This window comes from Pseudomonas sp. E6002 (genome assembly GCF_013385565.1).
GTDB lineage: Bacteria > Pseudomonadota > Gammaproteobacteria > Pseudomonadales > Pseudomonadaceae > Aquipseudomonas.
This window is the reverse complement of sequence record NZ_JACAPT010000001.1, coordinates 24,943-37,684: the sequence shown is the minus strand read 5'-3', so window position 1 is coordinate 37,684 and position 12,742 is coordinate 24,943. Positions and strand designations below refer to the sequence as shown.

Annotated in this window: 13 protein-coding genes and 1 pseudogene; 7 read left to right on the top strand and 7 right to left on the bottom strand. The window is 59.2% G+C overall.

What is annotated here, in order from left to right; all coding sequences use genetic code 11:
* Positions 1-10 precede the first annotated feature (10 nt).
* A complete protein-coding gene (locus HX815_RS00185) occupies positions 11-196 on the bottom strand; it encodes a CsbD family protein (RefSeq protein WP_003213044.1) in 186 nt (61 codons plus the stop codon).
* A gap of 199 nt (positions 197-395) precedes the next feature.
* On the opposite strand from HX815_RS00185, the gene HX815_RS00180 reads away from it, so the two are divergent.
* Positions 396-773, top strand: a complete 378-nt coding sequence (locus HX815_RS00180; protein ID WP_003213043.1) for a hypothetical protein — start codon at positions 396-398, stop codon at positions 771-773.
* 182 nt (positions 774-955) lie between these two features.
* Here the strand turns inward: HX815_RS00180 and fadD1 are convergent, their stop codons facing one another.
* Together fadD1 and fadD2 are read right to left on the bottom strand one after the other, a co-directional pair.
* Positions 956-2,647, bottom strand: a complete 1,692-nt coding sequence (gene fadD1 / locus HX815_RS00175; RefSeq protein ID WP_003213041.1) for a long-chain-fatty-acid--CoA ligase FadD1 — start codon at positions 2,645-2,647, stop codon at positions 956-958.
* A gap of 394 nt (positions 2,648-3,041) precedes the next feature.
* Positions 3,042-4,730 (bottom strand): long-chain-fatty-acid--CoA ligase FadD2, encoded by a 1,689-nt coding sequence (gene fadD2 / locus HX815_RS00170; RefSeq protein ID WP_177027648.1) that lies wholly within the window; start codon positions 4,728-4,730, stop codon positions 3,042-3,044.
* 209 nt (positions 4,731-4,939) lie between these two features.
* Between fadD2 and HX815_RS00165 the strand changes: the two genes are divergently transcribed.
* Entirely contained in the window at positions 4,940-5,884 is a 945-nt protein-coding gene (locus tag HX815_RS00165) for an alpha/beta hydrolase (protein WP_177027647.1), read from the top strand.
* 58 nt (positions 5,885-5,942) lie between these two features.
* Positions 5,943-6,413, top strand: coding sequence for a MaoC family dehydratase (locus HX815_RS00160; RefSeq protein WP_003213034.1), 471 nt, complete (start codon positions 5,943-5,945; stop codon positions 6,411-6,413).
* Between the two features lie 56 nt (positions 6,414-6,469).
* Here the strand turns inward: HX815_RS00160 and HX815_RS00155 are convergent, their stop codons facing one another.
* Positions 6,470-6,937 carry a PA2169 family four-helix-bundle protein gene (locus HX815_RS00155; RefSeq protein ID WP_003213033.1) on the bottom strand — a complete coding sequence of 156 codons (468 nt, stop codon included), beginning with the start codon at positions 6,935-6,937 and terminating at the stop codon, positions 6,470-6,472.
* A gap of 206 nt (positions 6,938-7,143) precedes the next feature.
* Between HX815_RS00155 and HX815_RS00150 the strand changes: the two genes are divergently transcribed.
* The 3 genes and pseudogenes from HX815_RS00150 to HX815_RS31535 form a co-directional block, all read left to right on the top strand.
* Positions 7,144-7,380 (top strand): DUF3820 family protein, encoded by a 237-nt coding sequence (locus HX815_RS00150; protein ID WP_003213031.1) that lies wholly within the window; start codon positions 7,144-7,146, stop codon positions 7,378-7,380.
* A 12-nt stretch (positions 7,381-7,392) separates the two neighbouring features.
* On the top strand, positions 7,393-8,574 hold the full coding sequence (locus tag HX815_RS00145; RefSeq protein WP_134327216.1) for an aminotransferase class V-fold PLP-dependent enzyme: 1,182 nt from the start codon (positions 7,393-7,395) through the stop codon (positions 8,572-8,574).
* Positions 8,565-8,672 (top strand): annotated as a pseudogene (locus tag HX815_RS31535) (outer membrane lipoprotein carrier protein LolA); the annotation flags it as partial. The gene HX815_RS00145 and the pseudogene HX815_RS31535, both read left to right, overlap by 10 nt.
* Positions 8,673-8,771: 99 nt before the next feature.
* On the opposite strand, the gene HX815_RS00140 reads toward HX815_RS31535, so the two are convergent.
* The 3 genes from HX815_RS00140 to zwf are packed head-to-tail and all read right to left on the bottom strand — an operon-like array spanning position 8,772 to position 11,621.
* Positions 8,772-9,437, bottom strand: coding sequence for a bifunctional 4-hydroxy-2-oxoglutarate aldolase/2-dehydro-3-deoxy-phosphogluconate aldolase (locus HX815_RS00140; protein WP_003213027.1), 666 nt, complete (start codon positions 9,435-9,437; stop codon positions 8,772-8,774).
* A gap of 17 nt (positions 9,438-9,454) precedes the next feature.
* The gene (gene pgl / locus HX815_RS00135; protein WP_177027646.1) at positions 9,455-10,168 is read right to left on the bottom strand and encodes a 6-phosphogluconolactonase; all 714 of its coding nucleotides are present in this window, start codon (positions 10,166-10,168) and stop codon (positions 9,455-9,457) included.
* A complete protein-coding gene (zwf, locus tag HX815_RS00130) occupies positions 10,155-11,621 on the bottom strand; it encodes a glucose-6-phosphate dehydrogenase (RefSeq protein ID WP_003213023.1) in 1,467 nt (488 codons plus the stop codon). Before zwf ends, pgl begins: the two co-directional genes overlap by 14 nt.
* A gap of 218 nt (positions 11,622-11,839) precedes the next feature.
* Between zwf and HX815_RS00125 the strand changes: the two genes are divergently transcribed.
* Positions 11,840-12,700, top strand: coding sequence for a MurR/RpiR family transcriptional regulator (locus HX815_RS00125; protein WP_173406104.1), 861 nt, complete (start codon positions 11,840-11,842; stop codon positions 12,698-12,700).
* Positions 12,701-12,742: the final 42 nt, after the last annotated feature.

Below are 12,742 nucleotides of genomic sequence, written 5' to 3'. Positions count from 1 at the left end.
CAGGTCGGGACTATTTGACCGCTTTCTTTACTGCGTCCTTGGTGTCGCCGACTGCTTTTTGCACTTCACCTTTCTTTTCCTGAACCACGCCTTCAGCCCGCAACTTGTCGTTGCCGGTGACTTTGCCAACACCTTGCTTGATGTTGCCTACGGCTTCGTTCGCCAAACCTTTTGCCTTATCCGATGTGCTGCTCATGGTATTTCTCCTGGGAACAATCAAGGATTTTGGTCACTACGTAATCGTTGACCCTTGGCCTTTCCAGAGAGTTTCAATTATTTTTTCAGCGGCATTTCATCGCGCCGTACAGGTTTGGCTTTATGTTTTGCGGCCAACCCACGAGAATGCCGGGCACATCCAGGCGCAAGCGCTGGGTAACAGATCCCGTAGGAAGGTTATGAAACTCAATAAAGCACAGGCCATTGCCCGCAGAAACCAGGAACTGGGCGGTGCCGTACTCGGTGTCAACAACTGCCACTTCACCGACCTGGACCGCAAACGCAACATCTGGTGGTTCGACCTGCCGGTGGGCCGGATTGCCGTGGGCCAGTACGAGTGGATCCACTTGTTGATGCACAACGCCGAGAGCGACCAGTTGCTGCACCTGAAGGTGCCAACGGTGTTTTTGCGCGAGAAGCTGGAAGGCCTGGTGGTGCGCAATGCCGGCAAGCGCAAGCCGGAGATTACCCTGGAGCTGAGTGCCGACAAGGACTCGTTCCTCAAGGACGTACGCCCGGCCGGTGCCGGTGTGAGCTTCGCGCAGTTCGCACTGTAGGAATACGGTAAAACCTGTGGGAGCTGGCTTGCTCGCGAATGCGGTGTGTCAGTAACCGGTATATCACTGGCACACCGCTTTCGCGAGCAAGCCCGCTCCCACATTTGGATTGCATTTCAATGCGGGAAAATCAGCGTTCAATAAAAAGCCCCGCATCTGCGGGGCTTTTTGTTGGGGCCGATTTACTTCTTCAAACCCAGCTTTTTCAGTTCTTCGTCCCGCAGTTCGCGGCGCAGGATCTTGCCCACGTTGGTAGTCGGCAGCGCATCGCGGAATTCCACGGCCTTGGGCACCTTGTAGCCGGTGACGTTGGCGCGCATGTGCTCCATCACCTGGTCTTTGGTCAGGCTGGCACCCGGCTTGACCACGATGAAGATCTTGATGTGTTCCCCGGACTTCTCGTCCGGCACACCAATGGCCGCGCATTGCAGCACGCCCGGCAGGGTCGCCAGCACGTCTTCCAGCTCGTTGGGGTAGACGTTGAAACCGGAGACCAGAATCATGTCCTTCTTGCGGTCGACAATGCGCATGTAGCCATCCGGCTGGATGATCGCGATGTCACCGGTCTTCAGCCAGCCTTCGCTGTCGAGGATCTCGGCGGTGGCGTCTTCGCGCTGCCAGTAGCCCTTCATCACTTGCGGGCCCTTGACGCACAACTCGCCCACTTCACCCAGCGCCAGCTCGACGCCGTCATCGGTGATGACCTTGCACAGGGTCGACGGCACCGGGATGCCGATGGTGCCGATCTGGATGTTCTGGATCGGGTTCACGGTGGCCACCGGGCTGGTTTCGGTCATGCCGTAACCTTCGCAGATGGAGCAGCCGGTGACCGCTTTCCAGCGCTCGGCCGCCGCCAGTTGCAGGGCCATGCCGCCGGACAGGGTGACTTTCAGCGCCGAGAAATCCAGCTTGCGGAAGGCATCGTTGTTGCACAGCGCAACGAACAGCGTGTTCAGGCCGACAAAGCCGCTGAACTTCCACTTCGACAGTTCCTTGACCATCGCCGACAGGTCGCGCGGGTTGCTGATCAGGATGTTGTGGTTGCCGATCAGCATCATCGCCATGCAATGAAAGGTGAAGGCATAGATGTGGTACAGCGGCAGCGGGGTAATCAGGATCTCGCAACCTTCATTCAGGTTGGAGCCCATCAGCGCCTTGCACTGCAGCATGTTGGCGACGAGGTTGCGGTGGGTCAGCATCGCGCCCTTGGCCACGCCCGTGGTGCCGCCGGTGTATTGCAGCACGGCGACTTCGTCGCTGGCGGGGCTGACTTCGTTCACCGGCTGGCCGTGGCCCTTGGCCAATACGTCGTTGAACTTGATCGCCTTGGGCAAGTGATAGGCCGGGACCATCTTCTTCACGTACTTGATGACGCTGTTGATCAGCAGGCGCTTGAGCGGCGGCAACAGGTCGGCGACTTCGGTGACGATCACGTGCCGGACGGAAGTCTTGGGCACGACTTTTTCAGCCAGGTGCGCCATGTTGGCCAGGCAGACCAGGGCCTTGGCACCGGAGTCGTTGAATTGGTGTTCCATTTCCCGCGCGGTGTACAGCGGGTTGGTGTTGACCACGATCAAGCCGGCACGGATGGCACCGAATACGGCGACCGGGTATTGCAGGACGTTGGGCAGTTGCACGGCGATTCGATCACCGGGCTGCAAGTCGGTATGCTGTTGCAGGTAAGCGGCGAAGGCGCCGGACAGTTCGTACAGTTCACCGTAGGTGATTGTCTTGCCCAGGTTGCTGAAAGCCGGTTTGTTGGCGAAGCGTTGGCAGGACTGCTTCAGTACCGCCTGAATATTCGGATACTCGTCTGGATTGATTTCTGCAGCAATCCCGGCGGGGTACTTATCCTTCCAAAAGTCTTCGATCATGGAAGCCCACTCCTCAGCGACGCGAATTCATTCATCGCATTTGATGCGATTATTATTTGTTTGTTTTTGGGTGAGTCTGGCGGTTAAAAGCAGGCCAAGAGGTCACAAAGCGCGCCGAGAGTAGCAGCTTTGCCAAGGGCCGCCTAGAGCCAAAAGAGGCCCCTACGGTCATAAACATGACTCAAGAATATCTAATGGTCATTTTTAGAGCAAAGATTCTATAAGCCAAGAAAGGGCTCTGGAATGGGCTTCTACGCATTTAAACTGAATGAATAAAAACCAAATGTGGGAGCGGGCTTGCTCGCGAAAGCGCAGTGTCAGTCACAGGATATGTCGACTGGTACACCGCTTTCGCGAGCAAGCCCGCTCCCACATTTTTTGACCTTATTTCAAATCAGGCTATGTCGCGCAATTCGCGCCGCAGGATCTTGCCCACCGGCGTCATCGGCAACGACTCACGCAACACAATATGCTTGGGCACCTTGTAGCCGGTGAAGTTGGCCTTGCAGTAGGTCTTCAGCTCTTCAAGGCTCACGCCCTGGGCACGGGCCACCACAAACAGCTTCACCGCCTCGCCGGTACGCTCGTCCGGTACGCCGATCACCGCGCAGCTGGCCACCGCCGGATGCGCCATCACCACGTCTTCGATCTCGTTGGGGTACACGTTGAACCCCGAGACGATGATCAGATCCTTCTTGCGATCAACGATGCGCACAAAGCCGTCCGGGTCGATCACCGCGATATCGCCGGTCTTGAGCCAGCCTTCGGCGTCCAGGGTCTCGGCAGTGGCCACCGGTTGCTGCCAGTAGCCCTTCATCACTTGCGGGCCCTTGATGCACAGCTCGCCCCGCTCGCCCAGCGGCAGCTCCGCGCCGTTGTCGTCGATGATCTTCATCGCCGTGCCCGGCACCGGAATGCCCACGGTGCCCAGCTTCGATTTGCCGCCATAGGGGTTGGTGCTGGCCACCGGTGAGGTTTCGGTCAAGCCGTAGCCTTCACCAATCGCGCAGCCGGTCAGTTGCTGCCAGCGCTCGGCCGTGGCCTTGACCAGTGCGGTGCCGCCGGAGTTGGTGAGCTTGAGGTGGGAGAAATCCAGGCTCTTGAAGTCCGGGTGGTCCATCAAGGCCACGAACAGGGTGTTGAGCCCCAGCAGCCCGGTGAAGCGCCACTTTTTCAGCTCCTTGATAAAGCCGCCGATGTCCCGGGGATTGGTGATCAGCACGTTGTGGTTGCCCGACACCATCATGCACATGCAATTCGCGGTGAAGGCATAGATGTGGTACAGCGGCAGCGGCGCCACCATCACCTCCTGGCCTTCCTTGATCAGCGGATGGCCGTCGTCCCCCAGTTGCGACATGCACGCCCGCACTTGCTGCATGTTGGCCACCAGGTTGCCGTGGGTAAGCATTGCGCCCTTGGCCAGGCCGGTGGTGCCGCCGGTGTATTGCAGCACCGCGATGTCGTCGAGGGTCACCGGGTGGCGGTTGAGTGCCTGGCCGGCGCCCATGCGCAGGGCGCGCTTGAAGGAGATGGCTTGCGGCAGGTTATAGGCCGGGACCATCTTCTTCACCTTGTCGACCACGGTGTTGATCAGCCAGCCCTTGGCGGCGGGCATGAAGTCGCCCATCTTCGCTTCGATCAGGTATTCGATCTCGGTGTCCTTGCTGACTTCTTCAACACGCGAGCCAAACAGGTTCAGGTACACCAGCGCACGAATGCCGGCATCCTTGAATTGGTGACGCATTTCCCGCGGGGTGTACAACGGGTTGGTGTTGACCACGATCAGCCCGGCGCGCAGGGCGCCGAACACGGCAATCGGATAATGCAGGACGTTGGGCATCTGCACGGCAATGCGGTCACCCGGCTTGAGGTCGGTGTGCCACTGCAGGTAACCGGCGAACGCGGCGCTGCGCCGATCCAGCTCGGTGTAGGTCAGGGTGATCCCCATGTTGCTGAACGCCGGACGATCGGCAAAGGTCTTGCAGGAACGCTCGAAGACTTCGATCACCGATTTATAGGCTGTGAGGTCGATCTCGTTGGGAACCCCGGCTGCGCGTTTGTCATTCCAGAAATCAGGTTGCATTATTCTTGTCCTCTTACCTGAGTGGTCCGGCCGCTTTTGATGTTGCGATGAAAGCGGAGCTTTGGGGACGTTAGCAGCTATGGTCAATCAGGCAAATACAACAAGATGCGTCATTGATTGTGTGAATCTCCCCGCCAAGGCCAGCGCTGATCCAGCGGCCTGCGGTGAATGAGCTATACACTGCAACGACCCTGAGCAAAGGAAGCGCCATGAACCACATCACTTTCTGGCTGACCGCGAATGACCGCAGTCGGGTGTACGTCAACCAGTGGCTGCCGGACGGGCCGCCCAAGGCGCTGATCATGCTGGCCCACGGCATGGCCGAGCACAGTGGCCGCTATGCCCGCCTGGCCCAGGCGTTGTGCGATGCCGGCTACGGCCTGTACGCCCCCGACCAGCGCGGCCACGGGCGTACCGCCGACGAGGGCACCCTGGGGCTGTTCGCCGAGAAAGACGGCTGGAACAAGGTGGTGGGCGACCTGGCGAGCCTCAACCAGCATATCGGCCAGCAGGCGCCGGGGGTGCCGATCATCCTGCTGGGCCACAGCATGGGCAGCTACATTGCCCAGGCGTACCTGCTGCACCACAGCGCGAGCCTTAACGGGGCGATTCTCAGCGGCTCGAATTTCCAGCCGGTGGCGCTGTACGGCGCGGCCAAGGTGATTGCCCATGTCGAACGCCTGCGCCAGGGGTTGCGCGGGCGCAGTGCGCTGATTGATTTCCTGTCATTTGGATCGTTCAACAAGGCGTTCAAACCCAATCGCACCGCTTTCGACTGGCTCAGCCGTGACCCGGCCGAGGTCGACAAGTACGTCAGCGACCCGCTTTGCGGCTTCCGTTGCACCAACCAGCTGTGGATCGACCTGCTGGGCGGCTTGCAGCAAATCAGCAAAGCGTCCAATCTCGCTCAGATAGACCCGGGGCTGCCCATCCTGATAATGGGCGGTGAATGTGATCCGGTCAGTGAAGGCAAGCGTCTCAAAAGTCTGGCCAATGCGTTGCGTGAAGCCGGCTGCCAGCAGCTGGAGCTGAGCATTTACCCACAGGCGCGCCACGAATTATTCAACGAAACCAACCGTGATGCGGTCACAGCCGACGTGCTGACGTGGCTGGCCCAGGCAGCAGTGCTGCGCCGCCCTACTCGCTGCGAATGATTTTTCGTTTAAAATCAATATATTAAGATTTCTGATTAGCCACAGGATGCACCAACTGATGACCCAGGTTACCAACACGCCTTACGAAGCCCTCGAAGTCGGCCAGACCGCCAGCTACAGCAAGACCGTCGAAGAGCGCGATATCCAGTTGTTCGCGGCAATGTCCGGCGACCACAACCCGGTGCATCTGGACGCCGAATTCGCCAAGGCGACCATGTTCAAGGAGCGCATTGCCCACGGCATGTTCAGCGGCGCCCTGATCAGCGCGGCGGTTGCGTGCGAGTTGCCTGGGCCCGGCACGATATACATCGGCCAGCAAATGACCTTCCAGAAGCCGGTCAAAATCGGCGACACCCTGACCGTGCGTCTGGAAATCCTCGAGAAGCTGCCGAAATTCCGCGTGCGTATCGCCACCCGCGTATTCAACCAGCGCGATGAACTGGTGGTGGATGGCGAAGCCGAGATCCTCGCGCCACGCAAGCAGCAGACCGTGACCCTGACCGAACTGCCGGCCATCAGCATCGGTTGAACGAACGCCCATGAAAAAGCCCCGCATCTGCGGGGCTTTTTTTATTCAGGCGGGGCTCAAGACTGAGCGCGAGCCTGGTTACGCAGGGCTTTCACCTGGTCGTGGTTGCGTTGCGCGCCGTGGAACTGACGCTCTACCAGGTCACGAATGCCCAGCAGATTGTGCTTGTTGATCTTCTCGATCGCTTCTTTGTAAGCCTTCAGTGCGTGGTCTTCACCGCGCTCGGCTTCGTTCAGCACGGCTTCTTCGTCTTTACCGGTCACCATCGATTTCACGTCGACCCAACCACGGTGCAAGGCACCGGCGACGCTGCCGGAATCTTCCGGATCGCCACCCAGTGCTCTTACTGCGGTCTGCAGTTCGGCAGCGGCGGTACCGCAATCAACGGAACGTTTGGCAAACAGGGCTTTGAGTTCTGGGTGCTTGATGTCTTCTGCGCAGGTCTTGAAGCCTTCCTGGCCGTCTTTGCTGGTCTCGATCAGGTCGTTGAGTACGGAGATCGATTCTTTGTTGATATCAGTCATTTTTCAATTCCTTCGCGGGTTAAGAAACGTGTATTAGTAATTGCAGCGCCCGTGCCAGCTTTTGAAAAACAATTTATTGCTTAAATTTCAATAAGTTAGCCAATACACAAAAATCTGTATCCGCTTTATTTGCATGATCTGTCATTTGGCCTCCATGCAGAATGCCTGTATTTTCCAAGGCATCGACTCAAACACCTGAAGCCGCAATGAACCCTGAAAAACTTGAACTGCTGATCACCCGCGAAATGCCCTTCGGCAAGTACAAGGGCCGGATCATTGCCGACCTGCCCGGCCCCTACCTGAACTGGTTCGCCCGTGAAGGTTTCCCCCACGGCGAACTGGGCGGGTTGCTGGCCCTGATGCAGGAAATCGACCACAACGGTTTATCCGAACTGCTGGAACCCCTGCGCGCCAAGCACGGCAAGCCCGCCCCTCGTCATTAATAGAGCACGCACATGGACAGTACCCGCGACGAACAACACTGGCACGCCATCGCCCAGCGCTACGACCTGGAGCCCGGCCCGATCAACCTCGAAAACGGTTATTTCGGGCGCATGAGCCGCGCGGTACTTGAGCAGTATCAGGACAACGTCGCCTTCATCAACCGCAGCAACTCTATCCATGTGCGCCAGCGTTTCGAGCAGGGCGAAAACGTCGAGATCCGTAACCAGTTGGCGCAATTGATGGACGCCGATCCTGAAGCCATCGCCCTCACCCGCTGCGCCTCGGATGCGTTGCAGTCGCTGATCCGCAACTACAACCGCTTGCAGCCCGGCGACCAGGTGCTGATCAGCGACCTGGAGTACGACACCGTCAAGGGCGCCATGCGCTGGCTGGCGCAGAATCGTGGCGTAGAAGTGATCGAAATTGCCCACGAACACCCGGCCAGTTTCGACAGCCTGGTGCAGACGTATCGCGATGCGTTCCTGCGCTATCCCCGCCTGAAACTGCTGGCACTGACCTACGTGACCCACCGCACCGGGCTGGTGATGCCGGTGGAGGCGATTGCCGGCGCTGCCAGGGAACATGGAATTGATGTGATCCTCGATGGCGCCCATGCGCTGGGGCAGATCGAGTTCAACCTGGCGCAGTTGGGTATCGCGTTTGCCGGTTTCAACCTGCACAAGTGGATCGGTGCGCCGTTGACCCTGGGCTTTATCTACATCGACCCACAACGCTTGGCGGACATTGATCCGGACATGGGTGAGTTTCATTACCCGGCCACCGATGTACGTGCCCGCACGCCATACAGTACGCCGAATTTCCCGGCGTTGATGACCTTGCCGCTGGTGTTCGAGGAGCATCGCTTGTTGGGCGGTTCGAAGGCCAAGGGTGCCCGACTCAACTACCTGCGGGATTTGTGGGTGAGTGAGGTGCGGCAGTTGCCGGGGATTGAAGTGCTGACGCCGGATGATCCACGGCTGTACTGCGCGATTACGTCGTTCAAGTTCACTCATCAGCCGGATCAACAGGTGATGGCGGACCGACTGCTCAAGGAATACAACCTCTTCACCACAACCCGCAGCGGGGCCTCGTTCGGCAGTTGTATTCGGGTGACACCAGGCTTTTTGACGTCAGCGGCAGACATTCATGCGCTGATCAAAGCCATCACCGAACTGAGCGCGATATCACTGTAGGAGCGAGCTTGCTCGCGAAGGTCGTTAACGATGACACGGGAAACCTGACACCCAGCGGTGCTCTCGGTTTTTTCGCGAGCAAGCTCGCTCCTACAGTGGGAGTGGGCCATTTTCCGCAGGCAAAAAAAAGCGGCACACCGACCAAGTGCACCGCAAAAATGCCGTAGAACACAGCAACAACGATTCGGTAAATCCAATCAGTCCAGCAGGGCCAGCGCCTCGGCGGTGGTTTCCTGGATGCGTGCCCAGTCGCCGTTCTTGACCCACTCCGGATCAAGCATCCAGCTACCGCCCACGCACATCACATTTTTCAACGCCATGTAGCTCTTGATGTTGGCCGGGCCAACCCCGCCAGTCGGGCAGAATTTCACTTCGCCAAACGGACCGCCCAGGGCCTTGATCGCCGCCACGCCACCGCTGACTTCAGCCGGGAACAGCTTGAAACGGCGATAACCCAGGCCATAACCTTCCATGATCCCGGAGGCATTGCTGATGCCCGGCAACAGCGGAATCGAGCTGTGTACCGAGGCTTCCAGCAGGTCACGGGTAATCCCGGGGGTGACGATAAATTGCGAACCGGCCACTTCGGCCGCTTCCAGCATATGACGATCCAGCACGGTACCGGCACCGGTGCACAGCTCCGGACGCTGCTCACGCAGTACCTGGATGGCCTTGAGGCCGAACTGCGAACGCAGGGTCACTTCCAGTGCGGTCAAACCACCGGCTGCCAGGGCATCGGCCAGCGGCAGGATGTCCTGTTCGCGGGCAATGGTGATCACCGGCAGGATCCGCGCCTTGGCGCAGAGGCTGTCGATCAAGGCAACTTTGTCCGCCATGGAAACGGTAGGTTGAGGGCTGTTCATCGCGGCTGATCCTTGGCTCATGGGCACCAGTAAATCTCTAGAGTAGGTTGCAAAAACGCGCGTATCGGCATGGCAGCAACGTCGTCACTGGCCAGCGCGGCGCTCAAGGTGGTCAATTTCGAGCTGCCGGAAATCGACAGCACGGTGTAGTGGGCGGTGGCCAGCAGCGCGCGACTCATGGTCAGGCGCTGGTGCGGCACGGTCGGCGCCAGCATCGGCCAGCAACGACGGGTGCCGTCCGGCTTCAACGCTTCAGCCAGGTTCGGGCTGTTGGGGAACAGCGACGCGGTGTGGCCGTCGTCGCCCATGCCCAGTACCAGCACATCAATCGTCGGCAACTCGGCCAGCAGGCGATCAGCCTGCTCGGCAGCGTCGTCAAGGGTGGCGGCGACGCTGTACAGGCTCAGGAACTTGGCCTTGGCCGCCGGGCCTTGCAGTAAATACTTCTTCAACAGGCCGGCATTGCTGTCGGCATGTTCCACCGGCACCCAGCGCTCGTCGGCCAGGGTGATGGTCACCTTGGACCAGTCCAGGCCTTGCTTGGCGAGGTTCTGGAAGAACGCCACCGGGCTGCGGCCGCCGGACACCACCAGGGTCGCCTCACCACGGGCACTGATGGCCGCGCGCAGTTGTTCGGCCACGTCATTGGCCAAGCCATCCGCCAGCAGCACCGGATTGCGGTACTCATGGGCAGTCACGCCCTGAGGCAGTTTCAAATCAGATATCGCCATACCAAGACCTCCCGTCCCGCGTGATCAGTGCAATCGAGCTCATTGGCCCCCAGGACCCCGCCGCGTACGGCTTGGGCGCATCACCGGATTTTTTCCATCCGGCGATCAACTGGTCACACCACTTCCACGCGGCTTCGATTTCATCTTTGCGCACAAACAGGTTCTGGTTGCCACGCATGACTTCAAGTAACAACCGCTCGTAGGCATCGGGAATCCGTGCGCTGCGATAGGTGTCGGAAAAATTCAGTTGCAGCGGGCCGCTGCGCAGTTGCATGCCCTTGTCCAGGCCCTGCTCCTTGGTCATCACGCGCAAGGAAATCCCTTCGTCCGGTTGCAGGCGGATGATCAGTTTGTTGCTGATCTGCAAGCGCTGCTCGGGGGCGAAGATGTAGTGGGACGGTTCCTTGAAGTGGATGACGATCTGCGACAGTTTTTGCGGCATGCGCTTGCCGGTACGCAGGTAGAACGGCACCCCGGCCCAACGCCAGTTACGGATATCGGCACGCAGGGCGACGAAGGTCTCGGTGTCGCTCTGGGTGTTGGAGTTCTCTTCTTCCAGGTAACCCGGTACCGGCTTGCCGGCGCTGTAGCCGGCGATGTATTGGCCACGCACCACCTGGGTGGTCAGGCCGTCCGGGCTGATGGGCGCCAGGGCCTTGAGCACCTTGACCTTCTCGTCCCGAATACTGTCGGCAGACAGGTCGGCGGGCGGGTCCATGGCGATCAGGCACAGCAGCTGCAGCAGGTGGTTCTGGATCATGTCCCGCAGTTGCCCGGCCTTGTCGAAATAGCCCCAGCGACCTTCGATGCCTACTTGCTCGGCCACGGTGATTTCCACGTGGGAGATGTAGTTCTGGTTCCACTGGGTTTCAAACAGGCTGTTGGCAAAACGCAGGGCGATCAGGTTCTGGACGGTCTCTTTGCCCAGGTAGTGGTCGATGCGGTAGGTGCGGTTTTCCGGGAAGAACTGCGCCACTGCGTCGTTGACCTTGCGCGAGGAATCCAGGTCCGAGCCGATGGGTTTTTCCAGGACCACGCGGGTATTTTCCGCCAGGCCGACCTTGGACAGGTTCTCGCAGATCGCGCCATACACCGCCGCCGGGGTAGCGAAGTAGGCGATCAGGCGTTGTTCGGTGCCGGCGTTCTCTGCCAGGGCGACGTAGTCATCGGCCTTCAGGAAGTCGACATGCAGGTACGTCAGGCGGGCCAGGAAACGCTGGGCGACGGTTTCGTCCAGTTCCTTGCCAACGTAACCACGCAATTCTTTTTCAATGTGGGCCAGGTGCTGTTGCTCGGAACCGGCCTCACGGGCCAGGGCCAGGATGCGCGTGTCTTCGTGCAGCAGGCCCGCACCATCGAGTTGATAGAGGGCAGGAAATAACTTGCGCAGCGCCAGATCACCCAAGGCGCCAAACAGGGCAAAGGTGCAGGGTTCTACGGTTATCGAAGGCATGATGTTTGTTCTTTTATCAAGTTAAGCTACAAATACCTTTTTTTAAGGCATCACTCAAGGAAAAATGTAGTAATAACCACAACATTTTCCCGAAAAACGTATTCCGAGTGGTGGTGTTCAACTACCCTCAGTAGGATAGGCCACCGCAAAGGGCCGCTCGTCGATTGGTTGACGACCCTTATTTGCATCGTCGCCCTAAGGAAACATGAATGGACCGCGTGCGAAATCTACTGGAACAGATCCAGAAACGCCTCGAAGAACTGAACAAGGCTGAACGTAAAGTCGCCGAGGTCATCCTGCTCAACCCGCAGCAGGCGACCCGCTTCTCTATCGCCGCCCTCGCCCAGGCCGCTTCGGTCAGCGAACCTACAGTGAACCGCTTCTGCCGCTCGTTCGGCGTGAGTGGTTACCCTGAACTTAAATTGCAGCTGGCGCAAAGCCTGGCCAGTGGCGCGGCGTATGTCAGCCGCGCGGTGGAGGCCGATGATAACCCGGAGGCCTACACCCAGAAGATCTTCGGCAGTGCCATCGCGTCCCTCGACAGCGCCTGCCAGGCCCTGGACCCGAACCTGATCAGCAAGGCCGTCGACCTGCTGATCCAGGCTCGGCAGATCCACTTCTTCGGCCTGGGTGCTTCGGCGCCGGTGGCCATGGACGCGCTGCACAAGTTTTTCCGTTTCAACCTGTCGGTCACGGCCCACGCCGATGTGCTGATGCAGCGGATGATCGCCTCGGTGGCCCACACCGGGGAGTTGTTCGTGATCATTTCCTACACCGGGCGTACCCGTGAACTGGTGGAAGTAGCACGTATTGCGCGGGAAAACGGCGCCTCGGTGCTGGGCGTGACCGCCGAAAATTCCCCGCTGGCCAAGGCCAGTACGGTGAGCCTGAACATTCCGTTGCCGGAAGACACCGACATCTACATGCCGATGACCTCGCGGATCATTCAGTTGACGGTGCTGGATGTACTGGCGACGGGCATGACCTTGCGTCGCGGGGTGGATTTCCAACCGCACTTGCGCAAGATCAAGGAGAGCTTGAACGACAGCCGGTATCCGGTTGGGGATGAATTCAACTAGGCCCGAATCTACTGTGAATGTGCCGGCCTCTTCGCGAGCAAG

Excerpts from the sequence above, each read along its gene's own strand:
- pgl (WP_177027646.1), bottom strand. The coding sequence starts at position 10,168 with ATGGCGATATCTGATTTGAAACTGCCTCAGGGCGTGACTGCCCATGAG.
- HX815_RS00165 (WP_177027647.1), top strand. The coding sequence starts at position 4,940 with ATGAACCACATCACTTTCTGGCTGACCGCGAATGACCGCAGTCGGGTG.
- HX815_RS00180 (WP_003213043.1), top strand. The coding sequence starts at position 396 with ATGAAACTCAATAAAGCACAGGCCATTGCCCGCAGAAACCAGGAACTG.
- fadD1 (WP_003213041.1), bottom strand. The coding sequence starts at position 2,647 with ATGATCGAAGACTTTTGGAAGGATAAGTACCCCGCCGGGATTGCTGCA.
- HX815_RS00150 (WP_003213031.1), top strand. The coding sequence starts at position 7,144 with ATGAACCCTGAAAAACTTGAACTGCTGATCACCCGCGAAATGCCCTTC.
- HX815_RS00155 (WP_003213033.1), bottom strand. The coding sequence starts at position 6,937 with ATGACTGATATCAACAAAGAATCGATCTCCGTACTCAACGACCTGATC.
- HX815_RS00140 (WP_003213027.1), bottom strand. The coding sequence starts at position 9,437 with ATGAACAGCCCTCAACCTACCGTTTCCATGGCGGACAAAGTTGCCTTG.
- HX815_RS00160 (WP_003213034.1), top strand. The coding sequence starts at position 5,943 with ATGACCCAGGTTACCAACACGCCTTACGAAGCCCTCGAAGTCGGCCAG.
- HX815_RS00185 (WP_003213044.1), bottom strand. The coding sequence starts at position 196 with ATGAGCAGCACATCGGATAAGGCAAAAGGTTTGGCGAACGAAGCCGTA.
- zwf (WP_003213023.1), bottom strand. The coding sequence starts at position 11,621 with ATGCCTTCGATAACCGTAGAACCCTGCACCTTTGCCCTGTTTGGCGCC.
- HX815_RS00145 (WP_134327216.1), top strand. The coding sequence starts at position 7,393 with ATGGACAGTACCCGCGACGAACAACACTGGCACGCCATCGCCCAGCGC.
- fadD2 (WP_177027648.1), bottom strand. The coding sequence starts at position 4,730 with ATGCAACCTGATTTCTGGAATGACAAACGCGCAGCCGGGGTTCCCAAC.